This window comes from Stenotrophomonas sp. YJH_SMC_25, from assembly GCF_059369595.1.
This window is the reverse complement of sequence record NZ_JCAFSV010000023.1, coordinates 12,853-26,776: the sequence shown is the minus strand read 5'-3', so window position 1 is coordinate 26,776 and position 13,924 is coordinate 12,853. Positions and strand designations below refer to the sequence as shown.

General features: G+C 66.0%; 15 protein-coding genes and 1 tRNA gene. 10 read left to right on the top strand and 6 right to left on the bottom strand.

The features are described 5' to 3' along the window. Positions 1-25: 25 nt before the first annotated feature. Entirely contained in the window at positions 26-307 is a 282-nt protein-coding gene (locus AC5P7E_RS20285) for a hypothetical protein (RefSeq protein WP_005410817.1), read from the bottom strand. A 178-nt stretch (positions 308-485) separates the two neighbouring features. On the opposite strand from AC5P7E_RS20285, the gene AC5P7E_RS20280 reads away from it, so the two are divergent. Beyond that, positions 486-821, top strand: coding sequence for a Rieske (2Fe-2S) protein (locus tag AC5P7E_RS20280; protein WP_062605770.1), 336 nt, complete (start codon positions 486-488; stop codon positions 819-821). Positions 822-1,182: 361 nt separating this feature from the next. On the opposite strand, the gene AC5P7E_RS20275 is transcribed toward AC5P7E_RS20280, so the two are convergent. The 4 genes from AC5P7E_RS20275 to thiS form a co-directional block, all read right to left on the bottom strand. After that, positions 1,183-3,030 carry an SLC13 family permease gene (locus AC5P7E_RS20275; protein ID WP_005410815.1) on the bottom strand — a complete coding sequence of 616 codons (1,848 nt, stop codon included), beginning with the start codon at positions 3,028-3,030 and terminating at the stop codon, positions 1,183-1,185. A gap of 27 nt (positions 3,031-3,057) precedes the next feature. After that, positions 3,058-3,792, bottom strand: coding sequence for a tRNA (guanosine(46)-N7)-methyltransferase TrmB (gene trmB / locus AC5P7E_RS20270; protein ID WP_005410814.1), 735 nt, complete (start codon positions 3,790-3,792; stop codon positions 3,058-3,060). Then, positions 3,792-4,586: a thiazole synthase gene (locus tag AC5P7E_RS20265; protein WP_005410813.1), complete on the bottom strand. Its 795-nt coding sequence runs from the start codon at positions 4,584-4,586 to the stop codon at positions 3,792-3,794. The genes trmB and AC5P7E_RS20265 overlap by 1 nt, the downstream gene beginning before the upstream one ends. A gap of 151 nt (positions 4,587-4,737) precedes the next feature. Continuing rightward, positions 4,738-4,938, bottom strand: coding sequence for a sulfur carrier protein ThiS (gene thiS / locus AC5P7E_RS20260; RefSeq protein WP_005410812.1), 201 nt, complete (start codon positions 4,936-4,938; stop codon positions 4,738-4,740). 206 nt (positions 4,939-5,144) lie between these two features. Between thiS and AC5P7E_RS20255 the strand changes: the two genes are divergently transcribed. From AC5P7E_RS20255 to AC5P7E_RS20240, 4 genes are all read left to right on the top strand, one after another. After that, complete coding sequence (locus AC5P7E_RS20255) at positions 5,145-6,980, top strand: autotransporter domain-containing esterase (protein ID WP_049460991.1); 1,836 nt, start codon at positions 5,145-5,147, stop codon at positions 6,978-6,980. Positions 6,981-7,095: 115 nt separating this feature from the next. Then, a tRNA-Gly gene (locus tag AC5P7E_RS20250) sits at positions 7,096-7,169 on the top strand. Between the two features lie 310 nt (positions 7,170-7,479). Then, positions 7,480-7,884: a DUF805 domain-containing protein gene (locus AC5P7E_RS20245; RefSeq protein WP_005410810.1), complete on the top strand. Its 405-nt coding sequence runs from the start codon at positions 7,480-7,482 to the stop codon at positions 7,882-7,884. 74 nt (positions 7,885-7,958) lie between these two features. After that, positions 7,959-9,113, top strand: a complete 1,155-nt coding sequence (locus AC5P7E_RS20240; RefSeq protein WP_114619188.1) for a hypothetical protein — start codon at positions 7,959-7,961, stop codon at positions 9,111-9,113. On the opposite strand, the gene AC5P7E_RS20235 is transcribed toward AC5P7E_RS20240, so the two are convergent. Next, positions 9,114-9,551, bottom strand: coding sequence for an acyl-CoA thioesterase (locus tag AC5P7E_RS20235; RefSeq protein ID WP_005414313.1), 438 nt, complete (start codon positions 9,549-9,551; stop codon positions 9,114-9,116). 129 nt (positions 9,552-9,680) lie between these two features. Between AC5P7E_RS20235 and rimK the strand changes: the two genes are divergently transcribed. From rimK to AC5P7E_RS20210, 5 genes are all read left to right on the top strand, one after another. Next, on the top strand, positions 9,681-10,559 hold the full coding sequence (gene rimK, locus AC5P7E_RS20230; RefSeq protein ID WP_005410807.1) for a 30S ribosomal protein S6--L-glutamate ligase: 879 nt from the start codon (positions 9,681-9,683) through the stop codon (positions 10,557-10,559). Positions 10,560-10,805: 246 nt separating this feature from the next. Further along, complete coding sequence (locus AC5P7E_RS20225; RefSeq protein ID WP_114619187.1) at positions 10,806-11,282, top strand: hypothetical protein; 477 nt, start codon at positions 10,806-10,808, stop codon at positions 11,280-11,282. An 89-nt stretch (positions 11,283-11,371) separates the two neighbouring features. Then, on the top strand, positions 11,372-11,842 hold the full coding sequence (locus AC5P7E_RS20220) for a hypothetical protein (protein ID WP_005410805.1): 471 nt from the start codon (positions 11,372-11,374) through the stop codon (positions 11,840-11,842). An 8-nt stretch (positions 11,843-11,850) separates the two neighbouring features. Then, positions 11,851-12,528, top strand: coding sequence for a response regulator transcription factor (locus tag AC5P7E_RS20215; RefSeq protein WP_005410804.1), 678 nt, complete (start codon positions 11,851-11,853; stop codon positions 12,526-12,528). Between the two features lie 4 nt (positions 12,529-12,532). Continuing rightward, complete coding sequence (locus AC5P7E_RS20210; RefSeq protein WP_005410803.1) at positions 12,533-13,861, top strand: sensor histidine kinase; 1,329 nt, start codon at positions 12,533-12,535, stop codon at positions 13,859-13,861. The last annotated feature ends 63 nt before the right edge of the window (positions 13,862-13,924 follow it).

Below are 13,924 nucleotides of genomic sequence, written 5' to 3'. Positions count from 1 at the left end.
CGTCAGCGGGCGCGGAAGACCTGGATCAGCGCGAGGCCGGCAGCACCGGCTTGCGCACCACGCGGTACTCGCCTTCGACCACGGTCGGGTCGACCGGACGGGCAACACCCGGCTTGCGCGAGGCCAGCAGCTTCCACGCCAGGCCCACCAGGATCATCGCCGCACCGACGAACACGCCGATGAACACCATCGCGGCCAGGATCGCCAGGCCAAGCAGGCCCACGGCAACGCGCACCAACGGATGGCGCGGCTTGCGCGGCGCGAACAGGGTGCGGAACTGGTTGAAGGCGGATGCGCGATTGAACATGGCGGCTCGATAGGCTGGGATCAGCGAAACCAGAGTATCGGGACGCGCCACTGTCATTGAGTGAAAAACTCGTTAAATATAGCCTGTGCTTATTACGGATCAATGACTTGTGTTCATGTCGCAGCCAGTCACCTGAGTGGGCGTGCGACAATGCGGGTTTACTGTCCGAGCCTTCGCCATGACTGCCCCTGCCGCCCTGATCGCCCTTGATGCCATTGCCGATGGCGCGTTTGCCGAGGTCGAAGCAGTGGTTGATGGCGATGCCGAATCGCTGGTGCTGTACCGCGACGGTGCGCAGGTGCGCGCGTTCCTGAACATCTGCCCGCACGCCGGCCGCCGCCTGGACTGGGCCCCGGGCCAGTTCCTGAAGAGCCGTGAAGGCCACCTGGTCTGCGCCGCGCATGGCGCCTCGTTCGCGCTGGACAGCGGCGACTGCGTCGCCGGCCCCTGCAAGGGCGACCGCCTGCGCGCGGTGCCGGTGGACGTGCGCGACGGGCAGGTTTACCTGGCTTGAGGCAACCGGTGTGCGAACCAAGGTTCGCACCCACAGGATCAATGGGTATCCACATCAATGGGTATCCAGAGCTTCAGCCACGCATGGCGTGGATCTACGGTGTCGACCAAGTCGACAGCTACCAGAGCGAGATCGGTGCCGACCAACGGTCGGCACCCACCACCAGCCGCGTGAAACTATCGAAGGCGGGGTGGGTCCGGTTGCGGGGGTGTCCGCGGCATGGATGCCGCGGCCAAGCCCCCACGGACGGGTTTACGGCGTCCCCCGCAACCGGACCCACCCCGCCATCCCACGGATTGCCAGCCTTTGACGTTGACGTTGATTCGGCGGGTGCAGGGCGCAGCCCTGCCGATCAAGCCCCTCAGAACATCAGGTTGATCATCAACACCACCACCAGCGTGTAGATCAGCGACAGCGGGCCGCCGACCCGCCACATCTCGCGCGGGGTGTAGTTGGCCGGGCCGGTGATCATCGAGATCACCGGGTTGGAGGCCGTCATCAGATTGTTGGACGCCGACAGCGCCACAATCAGCGCGAACGCGGTCGGGTTGCCGCCCGCCGCCAGTGCCAGGTTCACCGCGATCGGCACCATCACGATGGTCGCGCCCACATGGCTGATCACCAGCGAGAACGCCGTGGTCAGCAGCGCCAGCGCCACCTCCAGCACCCACACCGGGATGCCGGTCGGCAGCTTGTCGATGGTATGGCCGGCCACCCATGCCGCCGCACCACTGGAGTCCATCGCCCAGCCGAGCGGGATCAGCCCGGCCATCATGAACACCGTTTTCCAGTTGATCGAGGCATAGGCCTCGTCCATGCGCAGCACGCCGGTCAGCAGCATGCCGGCCACGCCGGTCATCAGCGTCAGCGCCACCGGCAGCTTGCTGGTCAGCGCGATCAGGATGGTCAACGCGAAGATCGCCATGGCGATCTTGAACTTGTGCGGGCGTTGTTCGCCGGTCGGGTAGTCGGTCACCACCACGAAGTCGCGGCTCTTGGCCGCCTGTGCCAGGTCGGTCCAGATGCTGTGGAAGACCAGCATGTCGCCGGCACGCAACTGCACGTCGCGCGCGTCCTCGCGGATCACCTGCTTGTCGCGGTTGATCGCCAGCAGGCTGATGCCGCGCTCCTTGCGCAGGCGCAGGTCGGCCGCGCTCTTGCCGATCACGTTCGAGGTCGGCGGTACCACCGCCTCGGAAATACCGGCGCGGCTTGGGTTGAACAGGTCACCCAGGTGCTTCAGGCGCGAAGACATGCGCAGGAACTGGTTCTGCGCGAAGTCGTTGATCTGCTCGCGCGGACCCATTGCGCCGAGCACGCTGCCCACCCAGATGCGCATCTCCGCCGGCGGCGCCAGGCGGGTGTCATTGCCGGTTTTCAGGGCCAGCAGCAGCGGGGCATCGTGCAGGTTCTCGGCCTCGCCCAGGGTCATGCCGACCAGCGGGCTTTCGGCACTGACCACCAGCTCGAACACATCGCCTTCAATGCCATAGGTCTTGGCGAAGTAGCTTTCGGTGCGCGCCGGGGTGACCCCGTCGTTGGCCAGGTTCTCTTCCTCGATCAGCTTGCGGTCGCCGTAGTAGCGGAAATACAGCAGCGAGGCGATCAGCAGCGCCACGCCGATCGGCAGCGGCGCGAACATGCGCAGCGGCTCGATGGTGGCCAGGCCCGAGGGCAGGTTGTTGTTGGCCGAGGCCAGCAGATCGTTCAGCAGGATGAGCGGTGAATTGCCGACCATGGTCAGCGCACCGCCCATCACGATCGCCGCCGAAATCGGCAGCAGCAGGCGCTGCAGGGTCAGGCCGGTGCGCGCTGCCAGTCGCGAAGCCACCGGCAGGTACAGCGCCATCACCGACGGGTTCTGCATGAAGGACGAGTTCAGGCCGGCAATGGCGGTGGTCATCATCAGCAACCGCTGCTCGACGCCATGACCGCGTCGCAGCAACCACGCGGCCAGCCGGTTCAGCGCCCCGGTGCGGTCCAGGCCTGCACCGAGGATGGTGGTGGCGATGATGCTCATCACCGCGTTACCGGAGAAGCCGCCGAAGATTTCCTCCGGCGCGATCAGCCCGGTGACACCGAGCACCACCAGTACCACCAGCGCGACCACGTCGGCGCGGATGCGCTCGAACAGGAACATCGCCATCGTGAAGCCGACCAGCCCGAGCACGAGCTTCATGTCGTTGGTCAGCGTCAGCGCGGTATCCATGTGGGGCGCGGCGTCCTCAGGCGATCGTCAGGTGCGGTCGTACAGCAGGTCCCAGACGCCATGGCCGAGCTTCTGGCCGCGGGTCTCGAAGTGGGTCTGCGGGCGCCAGTCCGGGCGCGGCACGCTGCCACGCGGGCCGGCACGGTTGACCAGGCCGGCGGTGGCATCGAGCACGTCCCACATCTGCTCGGCGTAGTCCTCCCAGTCGGTGGCACAGTGCAGGCGGCCGCCCGGGCGCAGCTTGCGCACCAGCAGTTCGGCGAACGCCGGCTGCAGCAGGCGGCGCTTGTTGTGGCGCTTCTTGTGCCACGGGTCCGGGAAGTAGATGCGCACTTCATCGAGCGCGCCATCGGCGATCTCGTTCTGCAGCACTTCCACCGCGTCGTGGTGGTACAGGCGCACGTGGTCGGCGTTGTCGTCGGCCAGCGCGTTCAGCAGCCTGCCCACGCCCGGGGCGTGCACTTCGATGCCGATGTAATCGCGCGACGGGTCGTGCTGGGCGGCGAAGCGCAGCGCGGCACCGTTGCCGAAGCCGATTTCCAGCACCTTGTGTGCCGGGCGGCCGAAGGTGGCGTCCAGGTCACGCGGCTGGCCGGTGTAGTCGAGGCCGAAGCGCGGCCAGCGTTCGTCGAACGCGCGCTGCTGGGCGGGGGTGAAGCGGCCTTGGCGCAACACGAAGCTGCGCACCTCGCGGCGGCCCTCGCTTACGGTGAAGGGCTTGGGCGGAGCCTTGGAACCGGCGCTGTCGAAAGGATTGGTCATCAGCCGATCAGCCCATCCACCGGGGAGGAGGCGCTGGCGTAGCGCTTGCGCGGGATGCGCCCGGCCAGGAAGGCCTCGCGGCCGGCCTCGACCGCCTTGCGCATGGCGCTGGCCATCAGCACCGGGTGGCGCGCACCGGCAATGGCTGTGTTCATCAGCACGCCGTCGCAGCCCAGCTCCATCGCAATCGCGGCATCCGACGCGGTACCGACGCCGGCATCAACGATGATCGGCACCTTGGCGTCTTCGATGATCTGCAGCAGGTTGTACTTGTTCTGGATGCCCAGGCCCGAACCGATCGGCGCGGCCAGCGGCATCACTGCGGCGCAGCCGATTTCTTCCAGGCGCTTGGCCAGGATCGGATCGTCGGAGGTGTAGACCATCACTTCGAAGCCGTCCTTGACCAGCTGCTCGGCAGCCTTGAGGGTCTGCACCACGTCCGGGTACAGCGACTTCTGGTCGCCCAGCACTTCCAGCTTGGTCAGGTTATGGCCGTCCAGCAGCTCACGGGCCAGGCGGCAGGTGCGCACGGCGTCTTCGGCGGTGTAGCAGCCGGCGGTGTTGGGCAGGATGGTGTAGCGCTCCGGCGGCAGCACGTCGAGCAGGTTCGGCTCGCCCGGGTTCTGCCCGATGTTGGTGCGGCGGATCGCCACGGTGACGATCTGGGCGCCCGCGGCCTCGGTGGCCAGGCGGGTTTCTTCCAGATCCTTGAACTTGCCGGTGCCGGTCAGCAGCCGCGAGCCATAGGTCTTGCCGGCGATCACCAGCGAATCGGGGGAGACATGAACGTTCATGGCGCGATTATCGCCTATCCGCCTGAAGATGGGATCACGCAAGGCGGTGCTGTCCGCAGGAGGGCGAGGGTAGTGCCGGCCGCTGGCCCGCAAATGCAGGGTGCCTGACAGCGTCGGATTGCCGGCCAGCGGCCAGCACCACCCGGAGGTCTCAGCCCCCGCCCAACGCGTGCACGATCTCCACCACGTCGCCTTCGGCCAGGACGTGCTCGCCGTGGCGGCTGCGGCTGACGATCTCGCCGTTGACCTCGACCGCCACCCGGCGCTGCAGCAACTGTTCGGCCTCGAGCAGGTCGTGAAGGGTTGCCGAAGCGGGCAGGGCGCGGGGTTCGCCATTGAGCTGGATGTTCATCCGTGCATTGTCGCCGATAGCCCGCCGGGATCGGAACACTTGCAAATTGAACGGGGCGCCAGCTCCGGCACAGCAGGTTTCCCGGCGATCGGGCGACAATCCATGCGGCGGCGCAGCGTGAGCAAAACGCGGCGCAGTGAAACCATTCACCGTGCGCCGGCGTACGTCCGCCGGGTCCTCAACGATATCCCCACAGGAGTTTTTTCATGCTGCTCAGCAAACGCCCGATCCGCACCCTGATGGCGGCCGCGATCGCGCTGGCCGCGCTTCCGGCCATGGCAGGCGAATCCCCGTATTCCAAGGCCGTGTTCTTCGGCGACAGCCTGACCGATGCCGGCTATTTCCGCCCGCTGCTGCCGGCTGATGTGCGTCCGGTGACCGGCCAGTTCACCACCAACCCGGGCTGGGTGTGGTCGCAGCAGGTCGCCAACTACTATGGCCTCAATGGCGCCGCCAATGGCAACGGCCAGAACGGTGACAATTACGCGGTCGGTGGTGCCCGCGTTGGCGTGGACGTGCCGAGCGCAATGGGGACTATCCCCTCGCTGAAGTCGCAGGCGGCCCGTTATCTGGCCGCCAACGGCGGCAAGGCTGACGGCAATGTCCTGTACACGGTGTGGGGCGGCGCCAATGACCTGTTCGCCGCCGCAGCTGCGCCGACGCAGGCACAGGCCATCATCGGCGCCGCCGTCACCGACCAGATCGCTCTGGTGGGTGCGCTGAAGCAGGCCGGTGCGCAGTACGTGCTGGTGCCGAACCTGCCGAACGTCGGCCTGACCCCGGCCTTCCGCGGCCCGAACGCGGCCACCGCCACCGCGCTGTCAGCCGGCTACAACAAGGCTCTTTATGGTGGCCTGAAGCAGGCCGGCATCGAGTTCATCCCGCTCGATACCTTCACCGTGCTGGGCGAAGTCGCCGCCAATCCGGCCATGTACGGCTTCACCAACGTCACCAGCACCGCCTGCAAGATCGATCCGGCCAATTCGACCCAGAGCATCCTGACCTGCAATCCGACCAGCTACGTCAGCCCGGATGCGGCCAACACCTATCTGTTCGCCGATGGCGTGCATCCGACCACGGCGGGCCACCAGCTGCTGGGCCAGTACGCGGTCTCGGTGCTGGAAGCCCCGCGCCTGCAGCAGGTGCTGAGCCACTCGGCGCAGACCATCGGTCGTTCGCGTGCCGATCAGGTCAGCATGCACCTGGGCGGTCGTCCGGCCGACGGCCTGTCCTGGTGGGGCGGCGTCCGCGGTGACCTGCAGCGCTACGACCACGCGGATCTGTACGACGGCCTGGCGCCGGCCGGCCTGTTCGGCATCGACTGGGCGCGCGACGGCATGGTGGTCGGCGGCTTCGCCGGCTTCGGCCGCCTCAACGCCGACTTCGGCAACAGCCGTGGCGATTTCACCCAGAAGGACACCACCGCCGGTCTGTTCGCCGGCTGGTACGGCGATCGCATCTGGGTGAACGGCCAGGTCAGCTACACCTGGCTGTCGTATGACGTGAACCGCAAGGTCCAGCTCGGCCCGGCCACCCGCGAGCACGGTGGTTCGCCGGACGGCAGCAACCTGACCGCCGCCCTGAACGCCGGTTACGAGTTCGGCACCGAAGGCGGCTTCCGCCACGGCCCGATCGCTTCGGTGATCTGGCAAAAGGTGAAGATCGATGGTTACACCGAAAGCGCTGCGGCCGGCACCCTGGCCACCGCGCTGGGCTACGACCGCCAGAACGTTGATTCGACCGTTGGTCGCATCGGTTGGCAGGCCCGCTTCGATGGCGGCACCCTCAAGCCGTACGCGCAGCTGACCTACGACCATGAGTTCGAAGATACCAAGCAGGGCAGCGCGTGGCTGCAGACCCTGCCGGAACTGGGCAGCTACCGTGTGCCGGGCCTGAAGTTCGACAAGGACTACGCGACCGTCGTGCTGGGCGCCCGCACCGAACTGTTCGGGCTGCAGAGCAACTTCGGCCTGAGCGCTTCGGCCGGGCAGAAGCGTGCCCAGGACGCAACGCTGTTCGCCAACTTCAGCGGCACCTTCTAAGCAGAAACCAGGCGGGGCCGGCCCTCTCGGCAACGAGAGGGCTTTGACCCCCGGCCTGATGCGATGGGCACCATTGCGCAACACGGGGCCCAGCGCATAGACTTCCCACCGCAACGCGGGCGTAGCTCAATGGTAGAGCTGTAGCTTCCCAAGCTACTGACGTGGGTTCGATTCCCATCGCCCGCTCCATGTCTCCAGCGGTCTGCATCAGGCAGACGCTCCGCGATATCCGAACCCCGCTTTTCCGCGCATGGATCCCGGTCGAGATGCCCGGTGAATGCCAGGGCTGGACGTCGCTTCGCAAACATCCCTTGGCCGGATCGGTCGAGTCCGAATGCATCCTTGCGCAGAGCCTGCAGGACAGGAACTGCCCCGCTGCAGCTGCGGCTGCTGTGGCCTCCCGGGCCCGGTCGAGCTGCGGGGTTCAGTTGATGCTTGGCTTCGCAATGCTAGAAGATCGTCAGCTGTTGACGCCCAACATCCGTTGCCCGGAGCGTGAATGATCGCTGCACTTGTGCCCATCAGGCGATGCTTTGATTTTTCCGGACGATCCGACCGGCGGGAGTTCTGGTCGTATTCGCTGCTGGCCGGGTTCGTGATGGCGGTGAGCTACAGCGTGATGGATCGCGGTTACTGGCTGGTCGGGTACCTGTCGTTGGATTGGGAAACGTCCGAGATCCTGTGGAAGGTGGGATGGGTCATGACCGTCTGCGCTGTCTTCGTCTTCCTGCCTCCGATGCTGGCCCTGACCGTGAGGAGATTGCACGACATCGACGAGTCAGGCTGGTACACCGTGATCGCGTTCATTCCCTTGGGGGTGTTCGTCCTCTTTCCGGTCATGCTGCTTCCCGGGAGCGAGGAAGAGAATCGATTTGGCGCAGTTCCAGGAGCGCAGGATGCTTGAACCGGCATCGGCCGCAATCGATCGGATCGGCATTGAAGACGTCGACGGTTCGCTGGGGCGCCTCTCTCATCCGCATGTCCCTTGATCGAACCGCCCTGCGGCGCTACACCCAGTGGTTGCCGTTCCTGGCCCTGGTCGCCGTCTGTGTGGCCTGGTGGTCGCCTTTGGGAGTGATTGCCGGCCTTGCCGTGTGCCTTGCGTTGGGGGGCGCGCTGCAGCGAATCGATCTGGTCGGCAATGCCGTGGGCGGTTCACGACTGCGCTCGCAATCGATGAAGCCCTTTGCCGAACGGCCGCCCGCACATGATGTGCTGTTGGATTGGGGCGAGCTGGGCATGGGCGGACCGGCGTACAGCACGCAGATGCTGCGCGATGGCGCCATCGTCGAAGGCGTATCCACTGGAGGCAGTCGTGATGCCAGTGGTGAATGGCAGGACCTGCCGGGAGGCGCGCTGCGCCTGGCCAGCGGGTATGTTGATCGATGCGAAGCAGTGATCGTCTACGACGAGCGCCAAAAGACGGTGCAGGTGCTTGCGGCTGATCCCGGCCAGTTCCGGCAGCAGCTGGGCGAGCGCCTGCAGACCGATGGGGAGGCGGGGGCGGCGTCGTGGCTGCGCAGCCAGTCCGGCGGCGTGACCCAGCTGCATTCCTGCCGAGGCCTATGGTTGGAGCACGGACATCCGGCGCTGGCCGCCGGATTGCCGCGGGAGCTGAGGCACGTCCTGCCTGATGCCCGGGTGCTGCGCGCGGTCCCGCTGCTTCCCGATGATCTGCGCGTGACTGCGCATCCGGCCCTGTTCGCGTGCATCTGCCCGTATGCCCTTTACCTTGACGAGACCTCCAGTGGTCGCCATGCCTGTGATCTGGAGACCGTGATCGCGAGCCCGTCGGGACGCTGCCTGGTGGTGGCCGGCAGTGTGCTTGATGAGAACCTGCGACCCATCGAGGGCGTGTGGCTTGTCTGCTGGCAGGGTCGTTGGCAAGCCTTTGCCCGTCATGCGATGGGGGGCTTCGGCAAGGCCCGGAGCATGGCCTGGATCAATGTGATCGATGCTGACGATGACGGCACACTGCAGTGCGAAGCCTATGAGGAACGCTGGGAGTCCGATGCCGTCCATCGAAACCCCACGCGCCACACAGCCTTGGAGCTGCCTGTGGAATGGCGTGAAACCGGGTTGGCGCTGCGCGCCCGTGATGGGCGCTTCAGGCTGCGCCTTCCCTCGCGCTGATCAGGCCTCGGCGGCGCGCGCGCTCGTTTCCCGCAGCGACTGTGCATATTCCTCGGTGAACAGCCCCGACAACGCCTGGCGCTGCTCCGCATCGATCTCGCGCGAGGCGTTGGCCGTGTAGTCGAAATGAACCATCACGCAGCGCCCGCTGGCTACCAGGGCCTCGAACTGGAACGCCTGTTGCACGATCGACAGCGAGGAGCGGCCAATGCTCTCGATCCGGGTCTCGATGCGCACTTCGTGTCCCGCCTGTATCTGCTGCAGGAAGTCGATCTCGTAGCGGCGCAGGATCAGTGCCAGGTCGCGCATGCTGGCCTCGCGGCTGAAATGCCGGAAGATCTCCTGGCGGCCTTCCTCGAACCAGACGGGCAGGGCGGTGTTGGTGACGTGGCCGAGTACATCCACTTCGGAGAAGCGCGGGAATACGGTGATCGACATCGGGTTTCCTTGCGGTCTGGCCTGCCCCCGCAGTGTGCCGCCTGCGCCTGAGCAAGCCACGCCGCAGGGCATCATCCACCCGCCACACGCCCGCGCTATGCTGCGCGCCTGCCGCCCGATCCTGCCGCGATGAAGCTCGCCATCCTGTCCCGCAACAGTTCCCTGTATTCCACCCGCCGGCTGGTCGAGGCGGCGCGCGCGCGCGGCCACACCGTGCGCATCCTCGATCCGCTGCGCTGCTACATGCGCATTGCCGCCGATGGCTTTTCGATGCATTACAAGGGCCGGCCGATGACCGGCGTGGACATGGTCATCCCGCGCATCGGTGCCTCGATCACCCGCTATGGCACGGCCGTGCTGCGCCAGTTCGAACTGATGGGTGCACGCACCCCGAATCCGTCCGACGCGATCCTGCGTTCGCGCGACAAGCTGCGCGCACACCAGCTGCTGGCGGCCAAGGGCATCGACATGCCGGTCACTGTGTTCGGCGACAACCCCGACGACACCGTCGACCTGTTGTCCATGCTGGGCCCACCGCCGCATGTGGTGAAGCTCAACGAAGGTACCCAGGGGCGCGGCGTGATCCTTACCGAGAAGGCCAGCGCCTCGCGCGGCATTGTCGAGGCCCTGCGCGGGTTGTACGCCAATTTCCTGATGCAGGAATTCATCGGCGAGGCCAAGGGCGCCGATCTGCGCTGCTTCGTGGTCGGTGACCAGGTGGTTGCCTCGATGCAGCGGCAGGCGCCGGAAGGTGACTTCCGCTCCAACCTGCATGCCGGGGGTACGGCGGTGGCGGCCAAGGCCAGCCGTGCCGAGCAGCAGGTGGCGGTGCGGTCGGCCAAGGCACTGGGACTGTCGGTGTGCGGGGTGGACCTGATCCGCTCCGCGCGCGGCCCGCTGGTGCTGGAGGTCAATTCAACGCCGGGGCTGGAAGGGATCGAGGCTGCGTGCGGGGTGGACGTGGCCACGCGCATCATCGAGCACGTCGAGAAGCTTAAAAAACCCTGATTATTCAGCGGCTTGAGATTCTCACGGGCGGATGAGGCCGGCTTTAACAAGCCTTTAATCGGCCCGCGCGTAGGCTTCAGCGAACCGCAGCTCTGCCTCTCAGCAGGATCGGTATCGGGATACAACTTCAGACCCAGGCGGGGGCACCGCCTGGGTCTTTTTTATGCCTGCCCGCTGTCCCTTGTGGAGGTGGCGTGACGGCCGTAGAGTGGCCCCCATCGTTCCTGGATGGATCGGAGGCTGGCGATGTACCGCATCACGATGATCGCGTTGTTGCTGGGCCTGGCCGGATCTGCTGCGGCCAAGCCGGAGAAATCCGTTGTGCAGATGGACCGGCAGTCGCCGGTGACCGAGCAGGTGCGCCAGGTCGAAAAAGCCCTGGATGATGGCGATTACAGCGAGATTTCCGCTGATGACCGCAGCACCGTGCGCGAAGCGCTGGCCCGGATCACCGCGCGGATGGGCGGCCACCAGAGCGTGCAGGAACTGCCGCCGCAGGTGCAGGGGGAGGTCTTCAACGACCAGGAGCGGATCAACACCCTGCTCACCCGCGCCCACGAGGACAGCCGGCAGATCTGCCAGCACACGCGCAGTACCGGCAGCAACATGCCCAAAAGCCGCTGCCTGACAGTGGCCGAACGCCGCCGGATCGAGGAAAAGGGCAAGGCGCTGTTGAACGACCAGCGCACCTTCAACAACTTCAACCCTGCCAGCTCGCGGTAGGGCTTCCGCTGCCCCGACCATTGGCACTTGCTGGCGTGAAGGGGGTGCGAATAGAGTCGGGATTCGCCACAGACAAGGATTTGTTTGCCATGAAACAGGCTTTGATGTCGGCCGTCCTGTTGTCAGGACTCGCCCTGGTCAGTACCGCATCGGCATCCAGGGGCAAGGACGTGTTCGTGCCCGGCCAGCCGCTGCAGCAGCAGATCGCGCGTATCGAGGTGGAGCTCAAGGACGGCGAAACCTATTCGGAACTCAAGCAGGACGAGCGCACCCGCGTCAACGACGCCCTGGCACGCATGCGCGCAGCGGTGGAGCAGTACCCGGCACGCGATTCCATGCCTGAACCGGTGCAAACCCAGGTCTTCAACGATCAGCAGGTCGTGAACACGGTTTTGACACAGGCGCGTGAAGATAGTCGTCTAATATGCCAACGTGAAAAGCCCATCGGTTCCAACCGGACCACGACGCAGTGCATGACCGTTGCCGAGCGCGCTCGGCAGAAGGAACGGGCACAGCAGGACATGAGGCAGGTCATGCGCGCCGGCAGTACAGTCAATTAGAGGTGACAGTGAGAATCCTGGTAATCGAAGACAACAGCGACATTGCGGCCAACCTGGGCGACTATCTGGAGGACCGGGGGCATACGGTGGACTTCGCGGCTGACGGGGTCACCGGCCTGCATCTGGCCGTGGTGCACGAGTTCGACGCGATCGTGCTGGATCTCAACCTGCCAGGCATGGACGGCATCGAAGTCTGCCGCAAACTGCGCAATGAAGCGCGCAAGCAGACCCCGGTGCTGATGCTGACGGCCCGCGATTCGCTGGACAACAAGCTGGCCGGCTTCGATTCCGGTGCCGATGACTACCTGATCAAGCCGTTCGCGCTGCAGGAAGTGGAAGTGCGTCTGAACGCCCTGTCGCGCCGCGGCAAGGGCGTGCAGACCCGCGTGCTGGAAACCGGCGACCTGGAATACAACCTGGATACGCTGGAAGTGCGCCGCCAGGGCAAGCTGCTGCAGCTCAACCCGACCGCGCTGAAGATCCTGCAGGCGCTGATGGAAGCGGCACCGGCGGTGGTGACCCGCCAGGAGCTGGAAACCCGCGTGTGGGGCGAGGAACTGCCCGATTCGGATTCGCTGCGCGTGCATATCCATGGCCTGCGTGCGGTGGTCGACAAGCCGTTTGAAGTGCCGCTGATCCAGACCCGCCATGGCATCGGATACCGCATCGCCACCCCGGAAGCCTGATTCCGTGGCAGCCAAGGGGGAGCGCCGGCGCACGCCATACCGGCGGCGCCTGCGCAGCCGCATCATCGTCTCGTTCGTGTTGTTGGGCTTCTGCCTGACGACACTGTTCGCGTTCGCCACCAACTGGGCCCGCATGCGGGTGGAAAACCAGTTGGTGGAAGACGTGATCAACCACAACATCGAAGAGTATGCGCGGCGCTTCTACGAGCATCCGGGGCGCAATCCGGCAGTGCCCGTGCAGCAGATCCGGGCGTACGCCTACTCGGCTGACAAGTTCGACAAGGCCCGCGAGTCGTGGCCGCAGTGGGCCGACTTGCAGAACGGCAATTACAACCTCAGTGGCACCGACGAGCAGGGGCAGCCGTATGCCTACAAGCTGGCGGTACGCAAGGCCGACGACGCCTGGTTCTTCCTCGCCTATGACATGACCGACAGCGTGCGCGGCGGCAAGCAGCTCAACCGCGCGCTGGTGTTGTCGGTGCTGGTGTTCAGCGTGCTGTCGCTGGTGCTGGGCTGGTGGTCGGCGTCGAAGGTGATGAAGCCGGTGTCGGACCTGGCCGCGCGGCTGCGTGCGTACCGCGGCGGTACCAGTGAGCCCGAGCCCTTGGCGCCGCGCTTTCCCGATGACGAGGTGGGGCAGCTGGCACAGGCGCTGGACGACTATTCCTCGCGGCTGACCGAAGTGGTGCAGCGCGATCGCGAGTTCAATGCAGACGTCAGCCATGAACTGCGCACGCCGCTGGCAGTGATCCGCGGTGCCACCGAGCTGCTGCTGACCCGGCCCGGCCTGGACGAGAAGGTGCTGCAGCGCCTGCAGCGTATCCAGCGTGCCGAGCAGCAGTGCAGCGACCTGATCGGCGCACTGCTGCTGCTGTCGCGCAACGAGCGCGGGCAGGGCACCAGCAACGTGGCCCGCGTGGCCGAGCAGCTGCTGGATGCGCACCGCGCGCAGCTGGGTGGCAAGCCGCTGGAGCTGCTGCTGGAAGGCGAGCGCAACCTGGTGATCGATGCACCCGAGGCGGCGCTGTCGGTGGCGCTGGGCAACCTGATCGGCAACGCGGTGAAGTACTCACAGGATGGCGAAGTACGCGTCTTCGTGGGCGCCAATTCGGTGTCGGTGACCGACAGCGGCCCGGGCCTGAGCGAGGAAGACGCGGCCAAGCTGTTCCAGCGTGGCTACCGCGGCACGCACGCCGGTCATTCGCAGGGCGGCGGCATCGGCCTGTCGATCGTCAGCCGTCTGTGCGACCTGTACGGCTGGCAGGTGAGCGTGCGCCCCGGTGGCGAGCGTGGCGTGATCGCCACCCTGACGTTCTCGCCGAAGCCGTTGTAAGCAGCCCTGCTTTGGTGGGTGCCGACCTTGGTCGGCACGGACCCTGCCGACCTTGCATCACGC

Bases quoted from the DNA above. Each gene is read 5' to 3' on its own strand.
- AC5P7E_RS20280 (WP_062605770.1), top strand. From the start codon at position 486: ATGACTGCCCCTGCCGCCCTGATCGCCCTTGATGCCATTGCCGATGGC.
- AC5P7E_RS20275 (WP_005410815.1), bottom strand. From the start codon at position 3,030: ATGGATACCGCGCTGACGCTGACCAACGACATGAAGCTCGTGCTCGGG.
- thiS (WP_005410812.1), bottom strand. From the start codon at position 4,938: ATGAACATCCAGCTCAATGGCGAACCCCGCGCCCTGCCCGCTTCGGCA.
- rimK (WP_005410807.1), top strand. From the start codon at position 9,681: ATGAAGCTCGCCATCCTGTCCCGCAACAGTTCCCTGTATTCCACCCGC.
- AC5P7E_RS20265 (WP_005410813.1), bottom strand. From the start codon at position 4,586: ATGAACGTTCATGTCTCCCCCGATTCGCTGGTGATCGCCGGCAAGACC.
- AC5P7E_RS20220 (WP_005410805.1), top strand. From the start codon at position 11,372: ATGAAACAGGCTTTGATGTCGGCCGTCCTGTTGTCAGGACTCGCCCTG.
- AC5P7E_RS20255 (WP_049460991.1), top strand. From the start codon at position 5,145: ATGCTGCTCAGCAAACGCCCGATCCGCACCCTGATGGCGGCCGCGATC.
- AC5P7E_RS20285 (WP_005410817.1), bottom strand. From the start codon at position 307: ATGTTCAATCGCGCATCCGCCTTCAACCAGTTCCGCACCCTGTTCGCG.
- AC5P7E_RS20235 (WP_005414313.1), bottom strand. From the start codon at position 9,551: ATGTCGATCACCGTATTCCCGCGCTTCTCCGAAGTGGATGTACTCGGC.
- AC5P7E_RS20225 (WP_114619187.1), top strand. From the start codon at position 10,806: ATGTACCGCATCACGATGATCGCGTTGTTGCTGGGCCTGGCCGGATCT.
- AC5P7E_RS20245 (WP_005410810.1), top strand. From the start codon at position 7,480: ATGATCGCTGCACTTGTGCCCATCAGGCGATGCTTTGATTTTTCCGGA.
- trmB (WP_005410814.1), bottom strand. From the start codon at position 3,792: ATGACCAATCCTTTCGACAGCGCCGGTTCCAAGGCTCCGCCCAAGCCC.
- AC5P7E_RS20240 (WP_114619188.1), top strand. From the start codon at position 7,959: ATGTCCCTTGATCGAACCGCCCTGCGGCGCTACACCCAGTGGTTGCCG.